This is a genomic window from Curtobacterium sp. MCSS17_005 (assembly GCF_003234225.2).
Taxonomy (GTDB): Bacteria; Actinomycetota; Actinomycetes; order Actinomycetales; family Microbacteriaceae; genus Curtobacterium; species Curtobacterium flaccumfaciens.
Genome location: NZ_CP126258.1, coordinates 1,912,346 through 1,938,806, shown reverse-complemented (window position 1 = coordinate 1,938,806; position 26,461 = coordinate 1,912,346). Strand labels below are relative to the sequence as shown.

General features: G+C 72.1%; 24 protein-coding genes. 10 read left to right on the top strand and 14 right to left on the bottom strand.

Annotation, left to right across the window (positions count from 1 at the left end):
• Nucleotides 1-61 precede the first annotated feature (61 nt).
• The 4 genes from DEJ20_RS09330 to DEJ20_RS09315 all read left to right on the top strand — a co-directional run bounded on the left by DEJ20_RS09330 (nt 62) and on the right by DEJ20_RS09315 (nt 6,858).
• Nucleotides 62-1,627 (top strand): DUF3375 family protein, encoded by a 1,566-nt coding sequence (locus tag DEJ20_RS09330; RefSeq protein WP_111235880.1) that lies wholly within the window; start codon nt 62-64, stop codon nt 1,625-1,627.
• Nucleotides 1,624-2,403, top strand: coding sequence for a DUF4194 domain-containing protein (locus DEJ20_RS09325; protein WP_111235881.1), 780 nt, complete (start codon nt 1,624-1,626; stop codon nt 2,401-2,403). The genes DEJ20_RS09330 and DEJ20_RS09325 overlap by 4 nt, the downstream gene beginning before the upstream one ends.
• Nucleotides 2,400-5,768, top strand: a complete 3,369-nt coding sequence (locus DEJ20_RS09320) for an ATP-binding protein (RefSeq protein WP_111235882.1) — start codon at nt 2,400-2,402, stop codon at nt 5,766-5,768. The genes DEJ20_RS09325 and DEJ20_RS09320 overlap by 4 nt, the downstream gene beginning before the upstream one ends.
• Before the next feature lie 775 nt (nt 5,769-6,543).
• Nucleotides 6,544-6,858 (top strand): hypothetical protein, encoded by a 315-nt coding sequence (locus tag DEJ20_RS09315; RefSeq protein WP_146245456.1) that lies wholly within the window; start codon nt 6,544-6,546, stop codon nt 6,856-6,858.
• A gap of 166 nt (nt 6,859-7,024) precedes the next feature.
• On the opposite strand, the gene DEJ20_RS09310 is transcribed toward DEJ20_RS09315, so the two are convergent.
• On the bottom strand, nt 7,025-8,491 hold the full coding sequence (locus DEJ20_RS09310) for a peptide MFS transporter (RefSeq protein WP_111110866.1): 1,467 nt from the start codon (nt 8,489-8,491) through the stop codon (nt 7,025-7,027).
• A gap of 197 nt (nt 8,492-8,688) precedes the next feature.
• On the opposite strand from DEJ20_RS09310, the gene DEJ20_RS09305 reads away from it, so the two are divergent.
• A complete protein-coding gene (locus DEJ20_RS09305; RefSeq protein ID WP_111235883.1) occupies nt 8,689-10,827 on the top strand; it encodes an acyl-CoA dehydrogenase family protein in 2,139 nt (712 codons plus the stop codon).
• A 67-nt stretch (nt 10,828-10,894) separates the two neighbouring features.
• Here the strand turns inward: DEJ20_RS09305 and csrA are convergent, their stop codons facing one another.
• The 13 genes from csrA to DEJ20_RS09240 form a co-directional block, all read right to left on the bottom strand.
• A complete protein-coding gene (gene csrA / locus DEJ20_RS09300) occupies nt 10,895-11,173 on the bottom strand; it encodes a carbon storage regulator CsrA (RefSeq protein ID WP_111235884.1) in 279 nt (92 codons plus the stop codon).
• A gap of 4 nt (nt 11,174-11,177) precedes the next feature.
• Nucleotides 11,178-12,143 carry a hypothetical protein gene (locus DEJ20_RS09295; RefSeq protein ID WP_111235885.1) on the bottom strand — a complete coding sequence of 322 codons (966 nt, stop codon included), beginning with the start codon at nt 12,141-12,143 and terminating at the stop codon, nt 11,178-11,180.
• Complete coding sequence (locus tag DEJ20_RS09290) at nt 12,118-14,172, bottom strand: flagellar biosynthesis protein FlhA (protein WP_111235886.1); 2,055 nt, start codon at nt 14,170-14,172, stop codon at nt 12,118-12,120. The genes DEJ20_RS09295 and DEJ20_RS09290 overlap by 26 nt, the downstream gene beginning before the upstream one ends.
• Nucleotides 14,169-15,362, bottom strand: coding sequence for an EscU/YscU/HrcU family type III secretion system export apparatus switch protein (locus tag DEJ20_RS09285; RefSeq protein ID WP_111123016.1), 1,194 nt, complete (start codon nt 15,360-15,362; stop codon nt 14,169-14,171). The genes DEJ20_RS09290 and DEJ20_RS09285 overlap by 4 nt, the downstream gene beginning before the upstream one ends.
• Before the next feature lie 4 nt (nt 15,363-15,366).
• Complete coding sequence (locus DEJ20_RS09280) at nt 15,367-16,125, bottom strand: flagellar biosynthetic protein FliR (protein WP_110894673.1); 759 nt, start codon at nt 16,123-16,125, stop codon at nt 15,367-15,369.
• A complete protein-coding gene (locus DEJ20_RS09275; protein WP_027465541.1) occupies nt 16,125-16,400 on the bottom strand; it encodes a flagellar biosynthetic protein FliQ in 276 nt (91 codons plus the stop codon). Before DEJ20_RS09275 ends, DEJ20_RS09280 begins: the two co-directional genes overlap by 1 nt.
• Before the next feature lie 9 nt (nt 16,401-16,409).
• Complete coding sequence (gene fliP / locus DEJ20_RS09270; protein WP_027465540.1) at nt 16,410-17,246, bottom strand: flagellar type III secretion system pore protein FliP; 837 nt, start codon at nt 17,244-17,246, stop codon at nt 16,410-16,412.
• Nucleotides 17,243-17,803, bottom strand: a complete 561-nt coding sequence (locus tag DEJ20_RS09265; RefSeq protein WP_027465539.1) for a FliO/MopB family protein — start codon at nt 17,801-17,803, stop codon at nt 17,243-17,245. Before DEJ20_RS09265 ends, fliP begins: the two co-directional genes overlap by 4 nt.
• Before the next feature lie 9 nt (nt 17,804-17,812).
• Entirely contained in the window at nt 17,813-18,517 is a 705-nt protein-coding gene (fliN, locus tag DEJ20_RS09260; protein ID WP_111235887.1) for a flagellar motor switch protein FliN, read from the bottom strand.
• On the bottom strand, nt 18,517-19,395 hold the full coding sequence (locus tag DEJ20_RS09255; protein ID WP_084740413.1) for a flagellar motor switch protein FliM: 879 nt from the start codon (nt 19,393-19,395) through the stop codon (nt 18,517-18,519). The genes fliN and DEJ20_RS09255 overlap by 1 nt, the downstream gene beginning before the upstream one ends.
• A gap of 120 nt (nt 19,396-19,515) precedes the next feature.
• On the bottom strand, nt 19,516-20,445 hold the full coding sequence (locus DEJ20_RS09250; RefSeq protein ID WP_111235888.1) for an OmpA/MotB family protein: 930 nt from the start codon (nt 20,443-20,445) through the stop codon (nt 19,516-19,518).
• Nucleotides 20,446-20,447: 2 nt separating this feature from the next.
• On the bottom strand, nt 20,448-21,272 hold the full coding sequence (locus DEJ20_RS09245) for a motility protein A (protein WP_111235889.1): 825 nt from the start codon (nt 21,270-21,272) through the stop codon (nt 20,448-20,450).
• Nucleotide 21,273: 1 nt separating this feature from the next.
• The gene (locus tag DEJ20_RS09240; protein WP_027465534.1) at nt 21,274-21,570 is read right to left on the bottom strand and encodes a flagellar FlbD family protein; all 297 of its coding nucleotides are present in this window, start codon (nt 21,568-21,570) and stop codon (nt 21,274-21,276) included.
• Between the two features lie 241 nt (nt 21,571-21,811).
• Between DEJ20_RS09240 and DEJ20_RS09235 the strand changes: the two genes are divergently transcribed.
• From DEJ20_RS09235 to DEJ20_RS09215, 5 genes are all read left to right on the top strand, one after another.
• Nucleotides 21,812-22,648 carry a DUF4397 domain-containing protein gene (locus DEJ20_RS09235; protein ID WP_111235890.1) on the top strand — a complete coding sequence of 279 codons (837 nt, stop codon included), beginning with the start codon at nt 21,812-21,814 and terminating at the stop codon, nt 22,646-22,648.
• A gap of 2 nt (nt 22,649-22,650) precedes the next feature.
• On the top strand, nt 22,651-23,295 hold the full coding sequence (locus DEJ20_RS09230; RefSeq protein WP_181431586.1) for a class F sortase: 645 nt from the start codon (nt 22,651-22,653) through the stop codon (nt 23,293-23,295).
• 68 nt (nt 23,296-23,363) lie between these two features.
• On the top strand, nt 23,364-23,909 hold the full coding sequence (locus tag DEJ20_RS09225) for an RNA polymerase sigma factor (RefSeq protein ID WP_111235892.1): 546 nt from the start codon (nt 23,364-23,366) through the stop codon (nt 23,907-23,909).
• Nucleotides 23,906-24,703 (top strand): anti-sigma factor, encoded by a 798-nt coding sequence (locus tag DEJ20_RS09220; protein WP_111235893.1) that lies wholly within the window; start codon nt 23,906-23,908, stop codon nt 24,701-24,703. Before DEJ20_RS09225 ends, DEJ20_RS09220 begins: the two co-directional genes overlap by 4 nt.
• 110 nt (nt 24,704-24,813) lie before the next feature.
• Nucleotides 24,814-26,382, top strand: a complete 1,569-nt coding sequence (locus DEJ20_RS09215; RefSeq protein ID WP_181431587.1) for a helix-turn-helix domain-containing protein — start codon at nt 24,814-24,816, stop codon at nt 26,380-26,382.
• Nucleotides 26,383-26,461 lie beyond the last annotated feature (79 nt).

Here is a 26,461-nt window from a genome sequence, read left to right as displayed (position 1 = left end):
TGTCATCTCATCAGGCCGCAGCACGCGGCCGGACCACCAGCACGATCGGACGAAGGGGCGCATGACCGACGTCGACCTCGAGTTCGCCCGGGTCCGAGCGGTCCTCGACCGTCCGACCCTGCGGCTCATGTCCCGGCCGACCAGCGCCACGGTCCTCGCCGTGTTCCGTACGGTCTTCGACCGCGACGTGCAGTACGTCCCGGCCGACCGCATGCACCTGCAGGTCGAGGAGCACGTCGCGCGCCTGCAGGCGGCGGGTGCCCGCGTGCCCGCCAGCGACCAGGCGGTGTCGACGGCCAGCGAGCAGAGCGGCAGTGAGCAGACCGGCAGCGAGCAGGAGACCCGCCCGAACGGCCGCGCGCTGTGCCGCGAGTGGGTCGGCGCTCAGTGGCTCGTCCGCTCGAACTCCCCCGACGGCGACGAGCAGTACTCCCTGACCAGCCACGCGCTCGAGGCCCTGAGCCTCGTGGACGCCCTGTCGGCCGACCGCGCCCTGATCAGCGAGAGCCGGCTGGCGATGATCGTCGACGCCGTGCACCGGTGGGCCGCCCGCGCCGAACCCGACCCCGACGTGCAGATCCGACGGATCGACGCCCAGATCGCCGAGCTGCAGGCCGAGCGGGAGCGCCTGGAGCACGGCGACGACGTCGTGGCCGTCGACGACGACCGGATGCGCGACGGGTACACGAACATCTCCGACCTGATCCGACAGCTGCCGAGCGACTTCAAGCGCGTGGAGGAAGCGGTCGCGACGATGCACCGCTCGATCGTCGAGGACTTCCGGCAAGAGGTCCGCCCCATCGGCGAGATCCTCGACGACTACCTGGCGCGCACGGACAACCTGATGGAAGCGACGCCCGAGGGCCGTGCCTTCGAGGGCGCCTTCGAACTGCTGCGGGACGACGCCCTGCTCCTGCGGCTCCGTGACGACATCGCGACGATCCTGGCGCACCCGTTCGCGCAGGGCCTCGGAGCCGGCGAGCGTCGGGCCTTCCGCAACACCGTGACGATCCTGCGCCAGGGCATCGAGGACGTCCTCGCCCAGCGCCGTCAGCTCACCGCCACGCTCCGCGACCAGATCGTCGCCCACGACGTGGTGCGCGACCGCGAGCTCGACGCCGTGCTCCGTTCGATCAACCGCGGCCTCGCCACCCTGATGGACCAGGGCGGCGCGCGCGACCGCATCCCGCTGCCGCTCCTGCCTGCGGCCGCCGAGGTCGGCACGCTGCGCGAGCGCTTCTACGACCCGGACGCCGAGTCCGTGCCGCCGCCCATCGAGGAACCCGACGACGACGTCTTCGAGGACCTCGACGTCGAGATGCTCCGCATGCACGGTGGGCCGCTCCTGAGCGAGCTGCGCGCGGCACTCCGCTTCGCCGAGGCCGACTCCAGCGTCGACGCGTTCCACGGGCTGCCGCCCGAGCAGCGCCGACCGGTCGAGCTCTTCGGCCTCGCGCACCTGCTGACAGGGCGCGACGACTTCGAGTCCGCCGCGCACGTCGCCGAGCACCGCACGGTCCGCCCCGACGGCACCGCGATCACCTTCCACATGCCCACCGCTGCGCTCGACGACGAGCACCGTCCGGTCGGCGACGCACACGACGAGAACGCACAGGAGGCACGGTGAGCGACACGACGCCGGCACCGGTCGACGACACGGTCCCCTACGACGACCCCGCATCCGTGATGCAGGACGACGAGCGTGACGAGTCCAGCTTCGCCCTCTTCGAGGGCGACGAGGGCCGGCTCGACGAGCACCAGCGACGCGCCCTGGTGGCCCTGCTGCGGCACTCGTACGTCAGCTCCCGCACGCACCCCGACGAGTGGCGCGCGGTGCTCGACGCCGAGTACCAGCTGCGGTCCCGCCTGAACGACCTGTTCCTCGAGTTGCACGTCGACCGTGACCGCGAGGTCGCTTGGAAGCGCCAGGCCCGGTCGGAGAGCCAGCGCCGCGCGTTCCCGACCCTGCTCCGCGACCTGCCGTACACCCGCGAGGAGACGATCGTCCTCGTCTACCTGCGGATGCGCCTGCGCGCCGACGCCCGACCGGGCCCGGACCAGGTCGTCGTGGACCGCTCCGAGATCCTCGGGCACGTGGCGGGCTTCCGTCCGGCGACCGCGACCGACCGCACCCGCGACGAGGGCCGGGTGGCGAAGGCGATCGAGCGCCTCGTGACCGCACGCATCCTGATCCGCACCTCCGACCCGGACCGCTTCCGGGTGGCGAGCGTCGTCGAGGTGCTGCTCCCCCTGGAGCGCCTGCTCGAACTGGACGCCTGGCTGCGGACCACCACCGCGCAGGGTGGGGCGACCGCCCCGGGCGGCGAGCCGACCGACGGGGACGACCCGGGCCTCCCGACTGACGACACCGACACCGACGACGAAGGCGAGACGGAAGCGTGACCGACACGTTCGAGATCCCGGCGCTCTTCGACACGGTCGCGCAGTGGCGCGCCGAGTCGATGCAGGTCGTCAACTGGGGCGGGTTCCACGGCCACCGGCAGGTCGAGCTCTCCGGCACGGCGACGCTCATCTCCGGCGCCTCGGGCACCGGCAAGTCCACGCTGATGGACGCCTACCTGGCCGTGATGATGCCGTCCGACGTGCCGTTCAACGGCGCCTCCAACGACGCCACCACCGGCCGCGCGCGCAGCGCCGACCAGCGCAACCTGCTCACGTACCTGCGCGGCAAGGTCGACACCCGGCGCGACCCGGAGACCGGCAGTCTGCGCGACGTGAACCTGCGCGGCGACGACCAGACCACCTGGGGCGCTGCGGCGGTCACGTTCCGGAACGACGACGAGCGGCGCTTCACGGTGCTGCGTGCGTACATCGTGCCGAAGCGCGCCCGCGGGGTCGGCGACATCCAGATGACCATGGCGACGGTCGACGACACCTTCGACCTGCGCCGGCTCGAGGAGTTCGTGCCGTCGCGGTTCCACCACCTCGAGCTGACCGGCCGCGTGCCGGGGCTCGTCATCCGCGACACCTACCAGGAGCTCGCGTACACGCTGCAGACCCGGCTGGGCATCGGTGACTCCGGCGGCGGCAACCGCGCGATGCACCTGCTCGCCCGGATCCAGGCCGGCCAGCACCTGCCGACCGTCGACGCGCTGTACAAGTCGCTCGTGCTCGAGACCCCGGGCACGTACGAGGCGGCCGACCGGGCCCTCGCGCACTTCTCCGCACTCGACGAGGCGTACGAGGCGATGGACACTGAGGAGCGCAAGGTCCGCATCCTCTCCCCCATCACCGACCTGCACGACGAGATCTCGCGCGCGACCGAAGCCGCTGCGGCCCTGGACGGCATCGCGACCGGCGCCGAGGTGTCGCCGTTCGCGCACTGGACGGCCTCGCGGAAGCGCGACCTGCTCGACGCCGAGGTGTCGCGCAACGCCCGCGAGCGCACGGCATCGCGCGCCGAGGTCGCCGCGGCCGAGGCCCGGCACGCCGCCGTCGAGATCGAGCTGCGCGACGCCGAGTCCCGGCTCCGCGACCAGGGCGGCAACGCGCTCGCCCAGCTCGAGGACCGCATCGAACGGCTGACCCGCGAGCGCGACGCCGTGGTCCGCACCCGCGCCACGTTCGACGAGCGCACCGCGGTGCTCGGCACGTCCGTCGCGACCGAGGCCGACTTCACCGCCGCGCAGCGCAGCTCGCACGAGTTCCTCGGGTCGTACGCCGACGCGCGCACCGCCCTCGACGAGCGGCGCGACGCCCTGACCCGCGAGGAGTACCCGCTCCTCGACCGCGAACGGTCCCTGCGGCAGGAGCGCCAGTCGCTCGAGCACCGGCAGGGCGCCATGCCGCTGCCGATGCACGAGGCCCGGCTCGCGATGGCCCGCGCCGCCGGCATCGACCCGGCCGAACTGCCCTTCGTGGCGGAACTGCTCGACGTGCTGCCCGGCGAGGAGCGCTGGCGCACGGCCATCGAGTCCGTCCTGGCGCCCGTCGCCCGCACGCTGCTCGTCGACCAGGACCGCCTCGGCGACTTCAGCGAGGCGATCGACGCACTGCGCCTGCCCGTCCGCGTGCAGTTCGAGGGTGTGCCGACCGGCCCGCACCTGGACCTCGACGGCGACCCGGCGATGGTGTCCGGCAAGCTCGCCATCAAGCCGTCGCCGTTCAGCACCTGGGTGCGCGAGCGGATCGAGTCCGACCGAACCGACGCCCGCTGTGTCGCCTCGGCGTCCGACCTCGGCGGTGGTGGCCGCCGGGTCACCGAGTCCGGGCAGCTCCGCGACGGTCGTCGTGGCGCGCACGGTGACCGCCGCCAGTCGAACGTCATCGGCTTCACGAACGAGGCCCGCGTCGCCGCGGTCGAGCAGGAGCTCGCCTCGATCGCGCAGGACCTCGCCACGCTCGAGGCCCGCCGCACCGACGTCGCGCAGGACCTCACCGCGCTCGACGTGCTCCGCGCCGCGCACCAGCACGTGGTCGACGCCACGTGGGCCGCGATCGACGTCGACGGGCTGGGGACGTCCCTCGCCCGGCTCGACGAGGAACGGCAGGCGCTGCTCGCCGCCGACGACGGCCTCCGGACGCTCCGGGCCTCGGTCGCCCGGCTCCGGAAGTCCCTCGACGAGGCTGCCGACCGTCGCTCCGCTGCACGACTGTCGGTCCAGCGGCTCGAGGAGCGCCACGCGGTGCTCGTCGACGGCCAGGACGCCGCCGCCGAGATCCTCGAGCGCTTCGAGTCCTCGCCCGGTTCGCTGCCGGACGACCAGCAGGCCCGCCTGCTCGAGGAGACCTTCGAGGAGATCGGCGCCCCGGACGGCGTCGACGGGTTCGACGACGCCACGCGACGGCTGAAGCGCCGGCTCGAGGAGCGGCTCACGCAGGCGCTCGACGGTGCCGCGGCGGCCTCGACCTCGTTGACGCTGACGTTCCAGCGGTACCAGGACGCCTGGCCCGACCCGAACCTCGGCACCGGCGTCGCGTCGTACCCCGATTACCACGCGATCCTCGACCAGATCGTGGCGACCGGCCTGCACGCGCGTCGGAGCGAGTGGCGTCGACGCCTGTCGCAGTGGAGCGGCGAGGACCTCGTCCCGCTCGCCGGCGCCTTCGACCGCGCCGTCGTCGAGATCGAGGAGCGCCTCGAGCCGGTCAACGAGATCCTGCGGGAGCTGCCGTTCGGCGCGAACCGGGACCGCCTGAAGATCCAGATCCGCCGGGTCACCCGCGAGGACGTCACCGCCTTCCGCCGCGAGCTCCGCGCCCTGTCCGCATCGGTCGACACCGAACTGACCGACGACGTGCTGGAGACCCGGTTCCGACGGCTCCGGCGCTTCATGGCGGTCATCCGGCCCGACCCGGACGCCGCCCGGGGCCGCACCACCCAGCGCGACGCGGTGCTCGACGTCCGCCGGCACATGGAGATCACGGCCGTCCGGTACGACACCGACGGCAACGACCTCGGGGTGTACTCGTCACTCGGCGACAAGTCCGGTGGTGAGACGCAGGAGCTCGTGGCGTTCATCGTCGGCGCCGCGCTGCGCTACCAGCTCGGTGACGAGACGCGTCCCCGGCCCCGGTTCGCGCCGGTGTTCCTCGACGAGGCGTTCATCAAGGCGGACTCGGAGTTCGCCGGCCGTGCGGTCACCGCGTGGCTCCGGCTCGGGTTCCAGCTCGTCGTGAGTGCGCCGCTCGACAAGGTCACGGCGCTCGAGCCGTCGATGGAGCGGCTGCTGTCGATGCGCAAGCACCCCGAGACGGGCCACTCGTCCATCACCGAGATCGCCCGGGTGGAGCCGGCCGCCGTCTGACGCGGCCGGGTCTCGTCGCGCGTGTCGGCTGGTCAAGACACCCCGCTCGGTTCCGCCGAACGGTCACGAACCGTCGGATGGCGGCGGCGCGGCCGACAGTTCGCGACCACTCGGCGCGCGGCAGGCGGGGTGTCCTGACCACCCGGCCCGCGCTCTGGACGCGACCGACAGCGGCCTGGAGGCGCGGTGCGGGGCCGCCACGGGCCTCCCGGCCGTCGTCCCGCCGGTCGCAACACCCCGCTCACCTCCGCGCGCTGGTCACGACGCGTCGCCTGGCGGCGGCGCGGCCGACAGTTCGCGACCACTCGACGCGCCGCAGGCGGGGTGTCCTGACCACCCGGCCCGCGCTCTGGTCGCGACCGACAGCAGCCTGGAGGCGCGGTGCGGGCCCGCCACGGGCCTCCCGGCCGTCGTCCCGCCGGTCGCAACACCCCGCTCACCTTCGCCGAGGGGTCACGAACCGTCGGATGGCGGCGGCGCAGCCGACAGTTCGTGACCACTCGACGCGCGGCAGGCGGGGTGTCCTGACCACCCGGCCCGCGCTCTGGACGCGACCGACAGCCGCCTGGAGGCGCGGTGCGGGTCCGCCACGGGCCTCCCGGCCGCCCTTCCGCCGGTCGCAACACCCCGCTCACCTCCGCGCGCTGGTCACGACGCGTCGCCTGGCGGCGGCGCGGCCGACAGTTCGTGACCACTCGACGCCCTGCAGGCGGGGGGTCCTGACCGCCCGCCTGCAGGGCCGTCAGCGTGTCGACAGGTGCCGCACAGACGTTCCGTGACCACTCGCCGCTACGGTGAGGGCGTGTTCGGACGCCGCCGCTCCCCCAGTCCCCGCCCCGACGACGCTCCCGGTCTCGGCATCGGTGCCCTCGTGCAGGTCATCGACACCGATCGGGGTGGCGAGCAGTGGGCCGACGAGCCGATCGGGGTGATCGTGGCTCCCGGCGGGAGTCAGATCGGCGGGACACAGCGCACGTGGACCGTCGCCTTCGATGAGCCCGCGTACACGAAGGACGGCCGCGGCCCCTTCGAGCGCGCGACCGTCCTGAGTCGTCAGCTGGTGCCGGTCACGACCGACAGCGGCGAGTAGTCCGGGTCAGGGACTCAGTACTCCTCGGAGCCGCTCTTCATCATGGCCGCGACGGCCATGCAGCACCCGACGCCACCGAGGACGCCGACGCCGATGATGATCCCTGCGATGAGTTCGAGCATGGGTGGTGACTCCTTGGTTGCTTCGGCGTGTGGCTCCGCTCAGGTTACCGGATGCCGCGCATGAGCCGCAGCACCGGCTTGGCCAGGAGCAGCAGGACCACGCCCACCACGACGGCGACCAGGCCGAGGATCGTGAAGTACGGGGCCTCGTCCGCCGGGTCGTAGTAGCGGGACAGCACCCCGGTGACGGCGGTGCCGAGCGACACCGACAGGAAGAACAGCGCGACCATCTGCGTCTGGAACTTCGGCGGCGCGAGCTTCGTGGCGACGGACTGGCCGACGGGCGAGAGCAGCAGCTCGGCGAGCGTGAACACCAGCAGGATGCCGACGAGTGCGAGCAGCGGGGTGCCGTTCTCGCCCGAACCGGTGAACGGCAGGAAGAGCAGGAACGCGAGCCCCATGATCCCGGTGCCGAGGGCGAACTTCGTCGGGGTGGACGGCTGGCGGTCGCCGAGCTTGGTCCACAGCGCCGCGAACACGCCGGACAGCACGATGATGAAGACCGGGTTGATCGACTGCACCCACGACACCGGCATCTCCCAGCCGAACAGCGAGCGGTCGAGACGCTCGTCGGAGTAGACCGTCACGACGGTGAACTGCTGCTGGTAGAGCGACCAGAACACGGCGCTGCCGATGAACAGCGGGATGAACGCGAAGACCCGCGAACGCTCGTCACGGGTGATGCCGCTCGACAGGATGACCACGAAGTAGCCGATGGTGGCCAGCACGACGACCGCCACCACGACGGTGGGCAGGTTGCCGACGTTGAGCAGGCCGGTCAGCACGGCGACGACGATGACGACGAGCGCGACGACGACGCCGGCACCGATGAGCGGCAGACGCCGGCGGTCGACGGGGTTCGCCACGTGGCGGACGACCTCGGGCAGCTTCTTCCGCCGGATCGCGTACTGCACCAGGCCCGCCGCCATGCCGACGGCGGCGAGGCCGAAGCCCCAGTGGAAGCCGAGCGAGCTCTGCAGCAGCCCGGTGAGCAGCGGCCCGAAGAACGCCCCGAGGTTCACGCCGAGGTAGTAGAGCGAGAAGCCGGCGTCGCGACGTGGGTCCTCGCGGCTGTAGAGGCCGCCGACGATCGTGGTGGCGGTGGCCTTGAGCCCGCCGGACCCGAGCGCGATGAGCACGAGGCCGACCCCGACCCCGGCCACCCCGGGGATGAGCGCGAGGGCGATGTGCCCGAGCATCACGACGATCGCGCTGCCGAACAGGGTCCGGTCCGCACCGATCAGCCGGTCGGCGATCCACGCCCCGATGATCGTGAACAGGTAGACCGCGCCGCCGTATGCACCCATGATGCCGGTGGCGATGCCCTTGTCGATCCCCAGGCCGCCCTGCGTGACCGTGTAGTACATGTAGATGAGGACGATGCCCTGCATCCCGTAGAACGAGAACCGCTCCCAGAGCTCCACGGCGAACGGTGTCGAGAGCTCGAACGGTTGCCCGAAGAAGGTGCGTCCGGGACGGCCTTCGCGGTCCGCGGGGGTGGTACGTGACATGGCGGCCAGTCTGCCCCTGGCCGGGTGGGCACGCCCAATCGTCGAACTCCGCTCAGGTCTTTGGAGGGTTCCCACGACCTCGTGACGGCACCGGCGACACGGGTTGTGCGGCCCGCACGGCGTTCCCGCCACTGTCGGCACGGGTGTCTAGCGTGGACGGTGCAACACGGACACCGCAGTTCAGGAGGACTCCGCCCATGGTCGACACCGCACCCGCCCAGCGCACCACCCCCACCAGCGGCAGCGACACCGCGCCGGACGTCGACGTGCAGCACGCCGCGCCGAACGCCGACGCCGCCGGCGACCCGGCAGCGGGCACCCCGACCGCCGGCACGGACACCGACGTCCGCATCGACGTCGAGCTGGTGCAGGAGCTCCTGCTCGGACGCTGGGCCGAGGACCGCCGGATCTCCCGGCGGCTCGCGCTCGACCCCGCGATGCAGAAGATCGAGGGCCAGCCGATCCCCGAGCACCGGGCACGCGTGCTCGAGCAGCTCCGGACCCTGGTCGACGCCGGGGCGATCCAGCGCCCCTACCCCGCCGAGTTCGGCGGCCAGAGCAACCACGGCGGCAACCTGGCGGCGTTCGAGGAGCTCGTCACCGCCGACCCGTCGATGCAGATCAAGGCCGGGGTGCAGTGGGGACTGTTCGGGTCCGCCGTGCACCACCTGGGCACCGAGGCGAACCACCGCGAGTTCCTGCCGGGCATCGTCTCGTTCGAGGTCCCCGGCTGCTTCGCGATGACCGAGACCGGCCACGGCTCGGACGTGCAGAGCATCGCCACGACGGCCACGTACGACCCCGCGACCGAGGAGTTCGAGATCCACACGCCGTTCCGTGGCGCGTGGAAGGACTACATCGGCAACGCTGCCCTGCACGGCCACGCCGCCGTCGTGTTCGCGAAGCTCGTGACCGCCGGCGTCGACCACGGCGTGCACGCGTTCTACGTCCCGCTCCGCGACGCCGAGGGGGCGTTCCTGCCCGGCGTCAGTGGTGAGGACGACGGCCCCAAGGGCGGCCTGAACGGCATCGACAACGGCCGGCTCGCGTTCGACCACGTCCGGGTCCCCCGCACGAACCTGCTGAACCGCTACGGCGACGTCGCCGCGGACGGCACCTACTCGTCGCCGATCGCCTCGCCCGGCCGCCGGTTCTTCACGATGCTCGGCACCCTGGTGCAGGGCCGGGTGTCACTCGACGGCGCCGCGGTCGTCGCGCAGAAGATCGCGCTGCAGATCGCCCTGACCTACGCGATGCAGCGCCGTCAGTTCCCCACCGGTGACGGCACCGAGGGCGTGCTGCTCGACTACGGCCGGCACCAGCGCCGCCTCATCCCGCGCCTGGCGACGGTGTTCGCGCAGTCGTTCGCGCACGAGAAGCTCCTGCGCACGTTCGACGACGTCTTCAGCGGGCGCGAGGACACCCCGGAGCGCCGGGAGGACCTGGAGACCCAGGCCGCGGCGTTCAAGTCGATGTCGACCTGGTCGGCGCTCGACACCCTGCAGGAGGCCCGCGAGGCCTGCGGCGGTGCCGGGTTCCTCGCCGAGAACCGTCTGACCGGGCTCCGCGCCGACCTCGACGTCTACGTGACGTTCGAGGGCGACAACACCGTGCTGCTGCAGCTCGTCGGCAAGCGCCTGCTCACCGAGTTCCGCGCGAAGGCCCCGAAGGACCCGGCGTCCACCGCGAAGTTCGTGGCGGCCGTCGCGGCGTCGAAGCTGGCCGACGCGTCCGGCATCCGTCGCCTCGGCCAGACCGTGGCGGACCGCGGCTCCCTGGCCGCCAGCGTCGCCGACCTGCAGGACCCCCGCACGCAGCGCGAGCTGCTCGCCGGCCGGGTCGACACCATGGTCGCCGAGATCGGCATGCGGCTGGCGTCGGCCGGCAAGGACCGAGCCCGCGCCGCCCGACTGCTGAACCGCTCGCAGCACGAGCTCATCGAGGCGTCGAAGGCGCACGCCGAGCTCATGCAGTGGGACGCCTTCACCGAGGCGCTCGACGAGGTGACCGAGGGCGACACCCGCCGTGTACTCGTCTGGCTGCGCGACCTGTTCGCACTCGGCCTGCTCGAGGAGCACCTGGACTGGTACCTGCTGCACGGCCGGCTGTCGGCGCAGCGTGCCCGTGCGGTGTCGGCGTACATCGACCGGCTCGTCGCCCGGGTCCGGCCGATCGTGCCGCAGCTGATCGAGACCTTCGGGTACGAGCCCGGTCACGTCCGGGCGCCGATCGCGCTCGGTGCCGAGCAGGCCCGACAGGACGAGGCACGCGCCTGGTTCGCCGCCGAGGCCGCCGCCGGCCGCCTGCCCGAACAGGAGAAGAAGCCCCGCCCGTGACGGACGTGCAGCCCCGTCCTTGACGAACACGCGGCCGCGCCCGTGACGGGCGTGGCCGTGTCGGCCGCTAGGAGCCGGTCGGCTCCGGCGGAGTCGGGCCGTCCGCGGCAGCCCCGCCGCGGGCCCCGAGCGCCGCGCGCAGCTGCGCCTCGGCGTCGTCACCGGCAGCAGCGGCCTCGGCGTTCGCCTCGGCGACCGCACGCACGACCTCTTCGCGCTGGATCTTCACCCCGCGCGGGGCGTCGATGCCGATCCGGACGCCGTCGCCCCGGGAGTCGAGCACCGTGATGACGATGTCGTCGCCGACGAGGATCCGCTCGCCGACCTTCCGCGTGAGTACCAGCACCCGTTCAGCCTAGCGACACGACGGGGAGCCCCAGCAGGTCCACCGACCCGGGCGTGGCGGTCTCCCCCGCACCGATCGCCACGACACCGACCACGGGCAGCCGCGAGGCCACCGCGGACACCATCGCGGCCGAGTCCGCCGGCTTCCGCCCGACGTCGACCACGACCCACACCTGGTCGGCCTGCAGTGCGTCGCCGGTCGCCCGGTCGTCCCACGCGGCGACGGCGAGCACGGCGTGCCCGTCCCGGACACCGTCGGCCCGCGCCAGGATCGCCGCACGACGGTCGGCGGCGTCCGTCGGCCGGAGCGCGTGCCGCAGGGCGAAGAGCCCGGCGGCCGCGTCGACGTCGTTCGGCCGCCCGACCAGGAGCACCAGGTCGCCGTCCGCGGACCGCACGGCGGGCGCGGTGGACCGGGCCACCGGAGCAGGCGAGGGCGCGTCGAGGACGCGGGACGGGCCTCCCGACCCTTTCTCGACGACCGGCTGCGCGACGGCCACCGCCTGCGTGTCGACCACCGTCTGCGCGTCGGCGGCGGCCTGGAGGCGCGGGTCGACCCCCACGGGTGCGTCCGGCTCGGCCGGCGCGCGCGTCGGGCGCGGGGCGCTCGGCGTGATCCCGTCCGCCTGGAACCCGTCGAGCACCGACGCGAAGGCGTCGGCCCGCGTCGTCGCGGTGCCGTCGGTGCCGGCGATGCGTGCCTCGGCCGCCTCGGCGTCGGCGAGCAGCGCGGCGATGCCGACGCGCTGCACGGGCGAGTCGGCGATGACGACCCGGGCGGTGGGCTGGTCCCCCGGTTCCGGCACCTCGACGGTGGCCTCGACGTGCGCCTTGCGGAACAGCCCGCCGAAGCCCGGCGTGGTCACGCGTTCGGCCGCGACGATCCGTGCACCCGCGCCGAACTCGGTCCGGACCGCGTCGCGGAGGGACTCGAGCGTGGCGCCGCTACGCTGCAATCGGGTCGGCGGCACGGACCACTCCCACGGTCTCGATGGTGGAGCCCGCGGCGGTGGCCTCCTGGTAGGACAGCACCGGGAGCCCGTTCGACTGGGCGGCGACCATGCGGTGCACGGCCGGGCGGAGCTGCGGGGCGCAGACCAGGACGGCGGCGAGCCCCTGGTCCTCCACGGAGCGCACGGCGTCGCGGACGGAGCCCAGGACCTGCTCGATGCGGTGCGCGTCGAGCACGATCTGGCTGCCCTGCTCGGACGGCCGGAGCCCCTCGAGCATCGACTGCTCGAGCATCGGGTCGATCATGATGACGCGCAGGGTGCCGGCGTCGGTGTGCCGGGCGGCGAGGGCCGGTCCGAGGGCTGCACGGGCGGACTCGACGAGCCCCTCGGGGTCGGTCGACACCTTGGCGCGGAGCGTGAGGGCCTCGCAGATCCGGCCGAGGTCGTTGATCGGCACGCGCTCGGCGAGCAGGCCCTGCAGCACGCGCTGCAGCTCGGCCATCGAGAGCATGCCGGGGACGAGTTCCTCGACCGCGGCGGGGTTGACCTGCTTGACGCCCTCGGTCAGGACCTTGACGTCCTCGCGGGTGAGCAGGCGAGCGGCGTTGTCGCCGATGACCGCCTGCAGGTGGGTGACGAGCACGGAGACCCGGTCGATCACGGTCGCGCCGGTCATCTCGGCGGCGTGCCGGAGCTCGGCGGGCACCCACTTGCCGGTCAGGCCGAACACCGGCTCGACGGTCGAGGTGCCGGGCAGACCGTCCAGGTGGTCGCCGAGCGCCAGGACGCTGCGGGCGGGCGCGGTGCCCCGACCGGCCTCGACCCCGGCGATCCGGATGGCGTACGTCGACGGCGGCAGGTCGATCGAGTCGCGGGTGCGGACCGGCGGGACGACGATGCCCATGTCGATCGCGATCTTGCGGCGGAGGGCACGCACCCGGCCGAGCAGGTCGTCGGAGGCACCGGACACCATGTCGACCAGGTCGGGGGCGAGCAGGATCTCGAGGGCGTGCACGCGCATCTGCTCGAGCAGGTCCTCCGGGGTGTCGCCGGTCGGTGCGGCGGCCGCGAGTGCCTGCTGCTGGGCGGCCTCGGCCTCGGCCCGGGCGGCGTTCCGGCCGATGCGCCAGCCCGTGAAGAGCAGGGTCGCGCCGACGAGCAGGAAGGGCAGGATCGGCATGCCGGGGATGAACCCCATCGCGATCGCGGCGACGCCGGCGATCATCAGGGCGTTCCGCGACTGCGACAGCTGCGTCGCGGCCGAGGACCCCATCTCGGACTCCGCGCCGGACCGCGTGACGATCATGCCCGTGGACACCGCCATCAGCAGCGCGGGGATCTGCGTCACCAGGCCGTCGCCGATCGTCAGGATGCCGTACTTCGACAGGGCGTCGGTGACGGACAGTCCGTTCTGCAGCATGCCGATCGCGATGCCGCCGATCAGGTTGATGATGATGATCAGGATGCCGGCGATCGCGTCGCCCTTGACGAACTTCGACGCACCGTCCATCGCACCGTAGAAGTCGGCCTCCGCGGACACCGCGGCGCGGCGCTCCTTGGCTTCCTGGTCGGTGATCAGCCCGGCGTTCAGGTCGGCGTCGATGGCCATCTGCTTGCCCGGCATCGCGTCGAGGGTGAAGCGTGCCCCGACCTCGGCGACGCGCTCGGCACCCTTCGTCACCACGACGAACTGGATGACGATGAGGATCAGGAAGATGACCGCGCCGATGATGATCGACCCGGAGACGGCGACGTGGCCGAACGCCTGGATGACGTCGCCGGCGAAGCCCTCGCCGAGCACCAGCCGGGTGGACGCCACGTTGAGGCCGAGCCGGAACAGCGTCGCGACGAGCAGCAGGGACGGGAACACCGAGAAGTCGAGCGGCTTCTTCACGAACAGCGTCGTGAGCAGGATCACCAGCGCCAGCAGGATGTTGATGATGATCAGGAAGTCGAGCAGGAACGACGGCACCGGCAGGATCAGCAGCAGGATGATGCCGACGATGAACACCGGGACGACGAGCTTCGGCAGGTCCTTGCGGTTCATGCGGGGAGTCCTTCGGTCTGGTTCTCTGCGATGCGCGGTGTGCGGAGCTTGCGGGGGCGGAGGTCACCGGTCAGGGTGGCGGGGTCGATGACGCTCGCGACCTCGTCCGGCGTGGTCGGCCGTGGCGGCGCGTGCGTGCCGGCCGCGGTGCCACGGGCCTTGAGCGCCATCACGAAGGACAGGACGCGGGCCACCGGCGTGTACAGGTCGACCGGGATCTCGTGCCCGAGCTCGCACGCGGCGTGCAGCGCCCGGGTGAGCGGGACGTCGCGGACGATCGGCACCCGCTCTTCCTCGGCACGGGCGCGGATCACGTCGGCGACCGGACCGGCCCCCTTCGCCACCACCCGGGGCGCCGACTTGCCTGGCTCGTACTTGATCGCGACGGCGTAGTGGGTCGGGTTCGTCATCACGACGTCCGCGGTGCCGATGGCCTGGATCATCCGGTTGCGGCTCATCGCGAGCTGACGGGAGCGGCGCTGCGACTTCACCAGCGGGTCGCCGTCGCTCCGCTTGTTCTCGTCCTTGACCTCGCGCTTGGTCATCATCGTGCGCTTCCGGTTGCGGCGGATCACCACGAACACGTCGAGGGCAGCGAGGACGAGCCCGGCGACGATCGCGGCGCGCAGCAGCGTGCCCGACCCGGCGGCGGCGGCCTCGAGGACGGCCGACAGCGGCAGCGAGCCGCTCGTCATCAGGACCGGCATGAGCCCCTGCACCGCGAACCACAGGACGAGCCCGACGACGGCGGTCTTCAGCAGCGCCTTCGCCCCGTTCCAGAGCGCCTGGGTGCCGAACACGCGCTTCAGTCCGGCGACGGGATCGAAGTGGTCGGGCTGCGGCGTCATCTTGCGGAAGTGCACCCCGCCCTGGGTGACGGCAGCGGCGAGCACCGCGACCGCGACGACCGCGAGCATCGGGCCGAGGGTCGCGCCCATCGAACCGAGGGCGTCGGCGAGCAGGGCCTGCACGGCACCGAGCTCGGGGTCCTCGATGACCCGCTGCACGGCGAGGAGCTGGTCCTGCCCGGCAGCCGCGGCGTTGCCGATCGCCGCCGGGATCATGAGCGCCGCCACGGCGATCCCGATCCACGCACCGAGGTCCTGCGAGCGACCGATCTGGCCCTTCTCGTGCACCTCGCGCATCCGCTGCTGGGTTGCCTGTTCGGAACGTTCTCCGCTGTCGGACACGTCGTCACCCCCGTCCCGTGATCGCCTCGACGGCGTCGCCGGTCAGCGAGGACACCACCGAGGGCAGGGCCATGAAGAGCGCGCCGGCGAACAGGACGGTCAGGCCGATCTTGATCGGGAAGCCCATCTGGAACGCGTTGAGCGCCGGTGCCACGCGGGTCAGCAGCCCGAGGCCGACGTCGGCCAGGAACAGCACGACGACGAGCGGACCGGCGATCTGCAGGGTGGCGAGGAACATCTGCGACATCGCGGTCACGAGCATCGACGCGAGCCCGTCGACCGCGAAGGTGCCGGTGAGCGGCACGGCGTCGAACGACCGCACCAGACCGCCGACGATGAGCTGGTAGCCGCCCGAGGTGAAGAGCAGCGCGAGCGCGGTCATCTGGAACAGGCGGGTGAACTGGGCGCCGTTGACCTGGGACTGCGGGTCGAACGCCTGCGCGAGCGTGAACCCGCCGAACAGGTCGATGAGCGCACCCGCCGACTGCACGGCGGCGAACACCAGGAACACCAGGAACCCGAGGGACAGCCCGACGACGAGCTGGGTGAGCAGGGCGAGCAGGAACGGCCCCGTCTCGAGCGACTCGTAGCCGACGGCGACGCGCGGGGCGACGCCGATGGCGAGCCCCAGCCCGAGGATCACCTTCACCGTGCCGGGGAACGCCCGGTACGAGAACGGCGGCGCGATGACGAAGAACGCGACGAGCCGGACGCCGGCGAGCATGGTCGCCTCCAGACGGTCGGCGTCGATGCTGAGCTCCATCAACCGGCCCCGAGCAGCTTCGGGATCATGTCGAAGGCGACGTGCGTGAACGCGATCATCTCCGAGATCATCCAGTTGCCGCAGACCACCAGGGCGATCGCGACGGCGACGGCCTTCGGCACGAACGAGAGCGTCACCTCCTGGATCTGCGTCACCGACTGGAACAGCGAGATCGCGAAGCCGACGACGAGCGAGGTGATGAGCACCGGGGCGGCGAGCTTGCCGGACACCAGGAGCGCCTGGAGCACGAGGTCGATGACTGCCTGCTGGTTCATGCGTGCCCCCTAGACAACGTGGTAGCTCTCGATGAGCGACGTGATGATGAGGCCCCAGCCGTCGACCAGCACGAAGAGCAGGATCTTGAACGGCAGCGAGATCATGACCGGCGGGAGCATCATCATGCCCATCGACATCAGGGCTGCGGAGACGACGAGGTCGATCACCAGGAACGGGATGAAGATGACGAACCCGATGATGAACGCGCTGCGGAGCTCCGAGATGATGAACGCCGGGATCACCGTCGTCATCGGCACGTCGGCCATCGACTTCGGGTTGTCGAGCCCGGCGGCGCGGGTGATCAGGGCGACGTCCTCGTCGCGGGTCTGGTGGAGCATGAAGGTCCGCAGGGGCTTCGTGCCGATCTCGACGGCCTGGTTGAAGTCGAGGTGCCCGGCCAGGTAGGGCTGCAGGGCGTCGTCGTTGATGTGCCCGAGCACCGGTGCCATCACGAACAGCGACAGGAACAGCGCAAGTCCGGCGATCACCTGGTTCGGCGGGATCGACTGCAGCCCGAGCGCGTTCCGGGTCATCGCGAGCACGACGAAGATCTTGGTGAACGACGTCATCATGAGCATCAGCGCGGGTGCGACGCTCAGCAGCGTGATGCCGATGAGCGTCACCACGGCCGACGACGGGGTGCCGTCCGGGCCGTTCACGCTGACGCTGAAATCACCGGTCGCGGGGGCGGTCGGGGTCGCCGGGGCGGTGGGTTCGACGACACCGGCGGCGTGCGCACCGGTCGTCGTGAGCATCAGGAACCCGGCCACGACCGCCAGGCCGAGCAGGACGAGGGCGACGAGTCGACCCGACCGTGCCAGCCGGTGCGGCCCTGCCGCGGTCACCCGGCCCGCCGGTTCCGCAGCGCGGCCGCGGCCTGGCGCCAGGTGTCGACCGACAGGATCGAGCCCTGCAGCTGCTGCGCGCTCGGCACGGCGCGCTGCGGGCGACGGTTGCGCGGGCGCATCGGCAGCGGCGCGACGGCGCTGGTCGCGTCGGTCGCCCGGGTCACGTCGTCCGTGCCTGCCGGGAGGCCCGTGGTGGCGTCCGACTGCTGCGCGAGTTCCCGACCGAACGCGTCGGCCGACGGGGCGGGACGCACGGGCAGCGCCACCGGTCCGGTCACGATGGTGAGTTCCGGCGCGGGCGCCTGCCCGCTGGTGAGCAGGTTGACCCCGTGCTCGGACACGCCGAGCACGAGCCGCTCCCCCTCGACGTCGACCACGACGACGCTCGCCTTGCCGCCGATGCCCTGCCGACCGACGACCTCGACGGTCGCGGCACGGCGGCCCGACGGCTTGCCCGAGAAGCGCTTGCGGCTCGCGCGGTGCAGCACCCACATGAGGGCGAGCACGACGCCGAGCGAGAGCGCGACGCGGAGGGTGACGACGAGGGTGTCCACGTGCGGGTCTCAGACGCTCTCGGCGACGTCGAGGATGCGGGTGATCCGGACCGCGTAGTCCTGGTCGACGACGACGACCTCGCCGTGCGCGATGAGGCGGCCGTTCAGCAGGACGTCGGCGGGGGCACCGGCACTGCGGTCGAGCTCGACGACGGCGCCGGGCTCCATGCCGAGCACGTCGCGGACCGACATCCGAGTGCGGCCGATCTCGACCGTCAGGGTCATCTCGACGTTGTTGATCCGGCCGAGGTTGCCGGCGGGCAGGTTCGCCACGACGGGCGCCGACACCGTGCCGTTCTCGCGGATCCGGATGCCGAACCACCCGGCGGGCAGGCCACCGGCGGTCAGTTCGAACACGACGGTGTCCGGGTCGGCCAGCAGTGACGCGGCCGACTCGCGGTTCGCCTCGCCGAGCACCCCGACGCCGAGGACCCCGGCCGCGGCCTCGAGCGACGGACGCAGCACGTCGGTGACGGCCACGATGCCGTGGTCGGTGCCTCCGGCGGCCGTGATCGCCTCGAGGTCGGTGAGCACGAGCGCCAGATCGGCCGACAGGCCGCCGACGAACGAGGCGACCACGGCGTCCGTCGCCGCGTCGAGCACGACCGGTGTCGCGCCTCCAGGCAGGAGCACCGCGGTCAAGGGGGCGGCCGTCGGGAGCTGCGCCGCGAGCGACTCGGCCGCTGCGGTGTGGAGGGTGGTCGTTTCGGTCATCAGTGCTGCTCCGTGCTCGTGGTGGTGACGACGATGCCGGCGAGGCGCGAGCCGTTCGCGCCGACCGCGGCGGTGCCGACGGGTTCGCCGTCGACCGCGATGGTGAGGGGCCGGTGCTGCGGGTGCGGCAGCGGCAGGACGTCGCCGACGGCAAGCCGCAGGACCTGCGTCGGCAGGACCGCGGCCGGGGCGAACCGCAGGCTGACGCCCACGGGAACGCTCTCGAGCTGCGCGTCGAGCAGGGCTCGGGCGTCGGCGGGCGACACGTGCGCTGCGGCCTCGCCGAGCTGCGGCAGGACGGCCTCGGCCGGCAGGGCCAGCGTGCCGGGGGCGATGCGGTCGCCGACCCGGATCGAGAACGAGGCGACGATCATCAGGTCGCCCTTCTGCGCGGCCTGGGCGAACTGGCTGTTGAACTGGAACCCGCCGACCGTGACGTCCTGCGCGAGCAGCCCGCCGAACGAGTAACGGAGGTCGTCGAGGGCGTCCTCGACGATCTTGCGGACCAGGGCCTGCTCGATGGGCGTGAAGGTGCGGTCCGGCGTCGGCAGCGGCTTGGAGGCGCCCAGCGCGTGCGACACCCACGTCAGCGCGGCGTCGAGCGGGACCTGCAGCACGCCCTTCGGGGTCAGGCCGGTGATGGGCAGCAGCACCATGCCGGTGAGCGCGGGCAGCGACGCGGCGTACTCGTCGTACGTCGTCATCTCCACCTGCTCGCAGGTGACCTGGCTGACCGCGCGGACCTTCGCCGTCAGCTGCGTGCCCCACTGGCGCGCGAACGTCTCGAAGGCGAGCTCGAGGACCCGGGCGTGCTCACGGGCCAGCGTCGACGGGCGCGCGAAGTCGTACACCTCGGGCGCTGGCAGGGTCTCGGTCACGGGTGCGTCTATCGGTCACCTGTGGGGCACCCGTCAGTGCTGTACCCCGTAGTGGGGCGGTGGCGTCAGCGCTGGTGCCCTTCGCGCGCTGCGTGTCTCAGCCCTGCTGCGCTGGGTCTCTCAGCCCTGCTGCGCTCCGTCCTGTGCCTTCGCCAGCGCCGGCATGAGGGCGCTGACGTCCTGGTCGGCGTTCGACAGGACCACGATGTCGACCCGCCGGTTCAGCGCGAGGTCCTGCTCGGTGCCGCCCTTCGCCAGTGGCCGGCTCGACCCGAACCCGACGCTCTGCACGTGGTCGCCAGGCATCCCGCCCCGCTCGACCAGGTCGCGCAGGACCCCGGTCGCCCGCGCGGCGCTGAGCTCCCAGTTCGTGGCGTACGGCGCGGTCGAGTTCCGCTGGTCGGCGTGCCCCTCGACGCTGACGTCGTGGTCGGAGGTCTTCAGCACCGGCGCGATGGCGTCCATGATCGACCGCGCCTGGTCGGACAGGTCCGCGCTGTTCGTGCCGAAGTACGTCTCGCTGCCGATCAACCGGACGATCAGGCCGCGGGCGTCCACGGTGAACTGGACGTTCTCGGTCTGGCCCGCCTTCGCCAGGTTGCGCTGGATCGCACGCTCGAGCTTCGTCAGGTCGTCGAGCTCGCGCTTCGCCTCGGCGAGGTCCTGCTTCGTCGCCGTCGTCGGCACCACCGTCGACGCGGGGTCGACGTTGGTGTCCTTCGTGCCCGACGACGCCGTCGAGTGGTCGGCCTGTGACTTGTCCGTCGAGTAGCCGGAGCCGTCCTCGACCTGGTCCTTCGTCACGACGGTCCCGCTCGCGGTGTCGATCTTCTGCGAGTCGACCTCGCCGAAGCCGGTGGCGAGCGACTGCTTCAGCTGGATGTACTTCTCCTGGTCGACGGTGGACATCGCGAAGAGCACCAGGAACATGCACATCAGCACCGTGATCATGTCCATGTACGACGCCATCCAGCGCTCGTCGGGGTGCTCGGCCTCGTCGTGGGACTTCTTCGCGCGACCGCGGCCGCGGCCCCGGGGGTTGGCGCTCACGGTCAGGCCGCCAGCTGCTGGTCGTCGGCCGCGTCGGCCTTCTTGCCGGCCTTGCCGCCCTTGCCGTCCGTGTCGGCGCGGGCGGCGGGCGGGACCATGGCCTTCAGCCGCTCACCGAGCAGGCGGGGCTGGCTGCCGGCCTGCACCGCGAGCAGCCCCTCCATCAGGAGCGTCTGGCGGTCCGACTCGAGCTGGGCGAGCTTGCGGAGCTTGCCGCCGATCGGCAGCCACATGAAGTTCGCGGTCAGCAGGCCCCACAGGGTGGCGACGAACGCGCTCGCGATCAGCGGTCCGAGCTCGTCGGGCTTGCCGAGGTTCGCGAGCACGTGGGTCAGCGACACCACGGTGCCGATGATGCCGACGGTCGGGGCGAAGCCGCCGAGGCCCATGAAGAACGCGCTCGCGCTCCGGGTCGGGGCCGCGTTCGACTCGATCTCGTCCTCGAGCAGGATCCGCAGCTCGTCGCCGTCGGTGCCGTCCGCGATGTTCTGCAGCGCCTTCTTCATGAACGGGTCGTCGTGCTTGTCGGCCTCCTGCTCGAGGGCGAGCAGGCCGTTGGCACGGGCGGTCTCGGCGAGCCCGACGACGTCGTCGATGACCGAGGCCGGCGGGGTGACCTTGCCGGTGAACGCCTTCGGGACCGCCTTGAAGCTGGCGATCGCGTCCTTGAGCGTGGTGCTCGCGATGCCGCAGCCGATGGTGGCGCCGAACACGAGCAGCATCGGCGCGGGCAGGAAGAGTCCACCGAGCTCGACGTGCTCCATCTGGACCATGCCGAACAGGGCGCCGAAGGCGAGCAGGATGCCGACGATCGTTGCGATGTCCACGTCAGCGACCCCCGTCCAGCGCGCGACCGTGCTGCGTGGAGCGGAGCGCGGCGACCGGGGCGAGCGTCGGCTGCGGGCCGGTGTTCGTGCGGGGGGCCTGGTCGGTGCCGTAGGCCATCCCGACGATGCGGGCGCGGTACGCGGCGATCAGGTCGATGACGTCGGCCATCGACTCCCGCACGATGTACTTCGCGCCGTCGACCATGATGAGCGTCGTGTCCGGCGTCTCCTGGATGCGCTCCACGAGATCGGGGTTCACAGCGAATCCGCTGCCGTTCAGTCGTGTGACGACGATCATGGCCCGTCCTGGTTCTCGATCGTCCCGCCGCCGTCCGTGGGGCGGGATGCGGGCCCGTCCGTGGGCCTGCACGGAGGACTATCGGCCGGTGCGACGGGTGCGTTAGCGACGCGGTCGGGCCGTCTCAGCTGATCCCCAGGAAATCGCTGCATCCGATCGGGGTGCTCCGGCGGTAGTGGGGGTACGACGTCGAGGACGACGTCGTCCGCACCGGCGCGGACAGGCCCGAAGGAGACACGTCATGCGCAAGACACTCGCCACCGGCCTCAGCGCCGGTGTCCTGTTCGCCGCCGCTGCGGCCGTACTGCCCGCGACCGCTGCGACCGCCGCCACCGGCGAGGCGACGCTCTCGGTCCTCCACGCCGTGCCGGACGTGACCGTCGACGTCTACCTCGACGGTGAACGTGCCATCGACGACTTCACCCCGGGCACCCTCGCCGGCCCGATGATGGTGCCGGCCGGTGCGCACCAGCTCGCGATCACCGCCTCGGACGCCACCGACGCGTCGAAGCCGACCATCGGCCCGGCGGACGTCTCGTTCGACGCCGGTGGCAACTACACCGCCGTCGCCCACGACGCCACGGACGGGTCACCCACCGCCACGGTGTTCACCAACGACACCTCGGCCGTCGCGGCCGGCCAGGGACGCCTGGTCGTCCGGCACGTCGCCGCTGCACCGGCCGTCGACGTCCTCGCCGGTGGGAAGGCCGTCATGTCGAACCTGTCGAACCCCGACGAGCAGGCACTCGAGCTGCCGGCCGGCACCGTGTCGGCGACCGTCGCCGCCACCGGGACCACCGACCCCGTGATCGGCCCGGCGGACGTCGCGGTCACCGCGGGCTCGTCGACCATCGTCTACGCCTGGGGCAGCCTGGACGACGACGACCTCGCCCTCGCCACGCAGACGATCACGGACCTCGGTGGCACGCCGAACGGCGTCCCCGCCGGGAACGCCGGTCTCGTGGCCACGAACGACCAGGACCCCCTGCCCCTGGTCGGCGCAGCGGCGGCCGTACTGGCCGCCGCTGCCGCGATCGGGGCCGTGGTGCTCCGCCGCCGGCACGCAGCGACCCGCTGAACGTGCCACGCCCCGTGCGGTCCGCCACGGTGACGCTCGTCGTCGCCGTGGCGGCCGCCGCCCTGACCGGGTGCTCGTCGGCCGGGACCACCCCCGGCGGGCAGCCGTCCGTCCTGACGACCACCACCCCCACACCGGTCCCGTCGGCGTTCTCGACCGAGGTGCCGCAGCAGGCCGCCACGATCCCCCCGGTCCGGGACGCCCCCGCCCCGACCACCATCACCGTCGACCACGCCGGCATCAGCGCGCCGGTCCGTCCGGAGGGGGTCGACGAGGACGGCGCGATGGCGCTCCCGCCCGACCCGGCCACCGCGGGCTGGTACCGGTTCGGTGCCGCACCGTCGTCCACCGAGGGCACCGTCGTCATCGCGGCACACGTCGACGCGGTCGGCTACGGCATCGGCCCGTTCTCCCGGCTCGGCGACGCCCCGACCGGCACCCTGGTCATCCTGACCGACGCGGACGGTGCCGAGACCGCGTGGCGGATCGACTCCGTCAGCATGCTCGAGAAGCGGGGACTCCCCTGGGGCGAGGTGTTCCGTGACGACGGACCACGACGGCTCGTCCTGGTGACCTGCGGTGGGACGTTCGACGCAGCCACCGGACACTACGAGAGCAACCTCGTCGTCACCGCGGTCCCGGCCTGACCGTGGCGACGATCCGCCCCCTACGATCGGATCGTGGTCGACGACGACCGCGCCAGCGACAGGAAGACGTGACGACCATCCTCCCGGACGACAGCGAGCTCTCGGACGCGTTCCGCGCCGGGGGCGAGCACGCCCTGCGAGCCGTCTACGAACGGTGGTCGTCGCTCGTGTACTCGCTGGCCCTGCGCGCCCTGGCCGACCCGGCCGCCGCGGAGGACGTCACGCAGCAGGTCTTCGTGAAGGCCTGGCAGCGCAGCACGAGCTACGACCCCGGCCGCGCCCCGCTCGGCGCGTGGCTGGTCGGCATCACCCGGAACTGCATCGCCGACGCGCAGAACGAGCGTCGCCGGCACGCCAGCGCCGCCGACCCGGACGTGGTCGAGGAGACCACCCCGGCGCCGGAACCGGCCTTCGACCTGGCCGAACGCGCACTGGTCGCCGGCGAGCTCGACCGGCTCGACGAGGTCCCACGACGCGTGATGCGACTGGCGTTCTACGACGACCTCAGCCATCGTGAGATCGCCGAACGGCTCGAACTGCCGCTGGGCACCGTCAAGAGCCACATCCACCGAAGTCTGGCTCGGCTCCGAACACGTCTGGAGGTGATCGAATGAAGCACGTCGACGACGAGACGCTGGCGATGCTCGCGGTCTCCGACCAGGTCGCCGCGGACGACGTCGCCGAGCACCTGGCGTCCTGCGACCGGTGCCGCGACGAGGTGGCCGCGCTGCAGCGGGTCGCCGCGGTGACCCGGGCGTCCGAGGACGTCACGCTGGCCGCGCCCCCGGAGCACGTGTGGGAGCGGATCGCGGCCGAGATCGCCCGGACGCCGCAGCAGACCGCGGCGTCGGCGACCGACCCCGGACGAGCGGCCGAACGCGCGTCTGTCGCCACACCGTCCGACGCGCAGCACCACGCCGTGGCCCGCCGACCCCGATCCCGTCCCCGTCGTCGCCGAGCCCTCGCCATCGCGATCGCCGGCGTCGGTGTCCTGGCCGTCGTCCTCGGCATCGGTGTGGCGTCGGGGATCGTCCCCGGACTCCCCCGCGGCGACACCGAGACCGTCCTGGCGAACACCGAGCTCGCCGCACTGCCCGGTTGGTCGGGGACGACCGGCCGCGCCGAACTCGAACGTGACCAGGACGGCCGTGTGACCCTGGTCGTCGACCTGCACGGTGAGCGCGGTCGCTCCGGCACCGGACCGCTGCGCGAGGTCTGGATGATGCGGTCGGACCTGGGCGGACTCGTGAGCGTCGGCTACCTCGACGGCGACCAGGGCCGCTTCACGGTGCCCGACGGCGTCGACACCGCGGAGTTCCCGGTCGTCGACGTCTCGGCCGAGGCCGACGACGGCGACCCGGCGCACTCCGGCGACTCGATCGTCCGGGGCACCCTGACCGATCCCTGAGCAGTTTCGTCCCCCGAAATTCCCAACTGTGACGTATTCGAGACCTCAGGACGCGCAACGGGTGTCGATCTTCCATCGGTTTATCTCATGAGCGTGTTAGCGTGGCGCGCATGACCGACACCACCACCGTCGTCTCGCCGGCATCTCCGGCGACCGCAGCACCCCTCCGTGAGGTCGGCGCCCTGATCCGGGGCGCCCGCAAGGGCCGCAGCATGACGCAGGCCCAGCTCGCCGAACGCGTCGGCACCAGCCAGAGCGCCATCAACCGCATCGAGCAGGGCGGGCAGAACCTGTCCCTCGAGATGCTCACCCGCATCAGCGACGCCCTCGACCAGCAGATCGTCTCGATCGGCGGCGCCCCGCAGCGTGCCCACCTGCGCGTCCAGGGCGGCCGGAAGCTCAGCGGCTCCATCGCGGTGAACTCGAGCAAGAACGCCGCCGTGGCGCTGCTCTGCGCCTCGCTGCTCAACCGCGGCGTGACCCGGCTGCACAAGGTCGCTCGGATCGTCGAGGTCGACCGCATCATCGACGTGCTCCGCAGCCTCGGCGCGAGCGTCACCTGGTCGGAGGACGGCGAGACCCTCGAGATCGTCGCCCCCGATGACCTGCACCTCGACGCGATCGACGCCGACGCCGCCCGCCGCACCCGCAGCGTGCTCATGTTCCTCGGTCCGCTCAGCGGCCGGTACGAGTCCTTCCGCCTGCCCTACGCCGGCGGCTGCGACCTCGGCACCCGCACGGTCGAGCCGCACCTCATCGCGCTCCGTCCGTTCGGCGTGGACGTCGAGGCGACCTCCGGTTGGTACGAGGTCGACGTCGCGAACCAGGCCGTCCCCACCAAGTCGGTCGTGCTCACCGAGCGCGGCGACACCGTGACCGAGAACGCGATCCTGGCCGCCGCCGCCCGCGACGGCGAGACCGTCATCCGGAACGCCAGCCCCAACTACATGGTGCAGGACCTCTGCTTCTTCCTCGAGCTGCTCGGGGTGCAGATCGAGGGCATCGGCACCACCACGCTGCGCATCACCGGCAAGAGCCGCATCGACGAGGTCGTGGACTACTGGCCGAGCGAGGACCCAGTCGAGGCGATGAGCCTGCTGACCGCCGGCATCGTCACCGCGTCGACCCTCACCGTGACGCGTGCGCCGATCGAGTTCCTCGAGATCGAGCTCGCGACCCTGGCCGAGATGGGCCTGCGCTTCGACGTCACCGAGGAGTACGCCGCCGCCAACGGCCGCACCCGCCTCGTCGACATCACGGTGTACCCGTCCGAGCTGCACGCGCCGATCGACAAGATCCACGCGATGCCGTTCCCCGGCCTGAACATCGACAACCTGCCGTTCTTCGTCGTGATCGCGGCCATGGCCGAGGGCACCACGCTCGTGCACGACTGGGTCTACGAGGGCCGGGCGATCCACCTGCTCGACCTCACCCGACTGGGCGCGAGCGTCACCCTGCGTGACCCGCACCGCCTCGACGTCACCGGTCCGACGCACTTCTCCGGTGCCGAGATCAGCTGCCCGCCGGCGCTGCGGCCCGCCGTGGTGATCCTGCTGGCGATGCTCGCGGCGAAGGGCGAGAGCGTCCTGCGCAACGTCGGCATCATCGCCCGTGGCTACGAGCAGCTGCAGGAGCGCCTCAACTCGCTCGGCGCGTCCATCGAGACGTTCCACGACTGACGCGACCACCCGCCCGCGCGACCTGACGGCCCGTCCCCGCAAGTGGGGACGGGCCGTCACCCGTTCTGCGGGGTCCCCA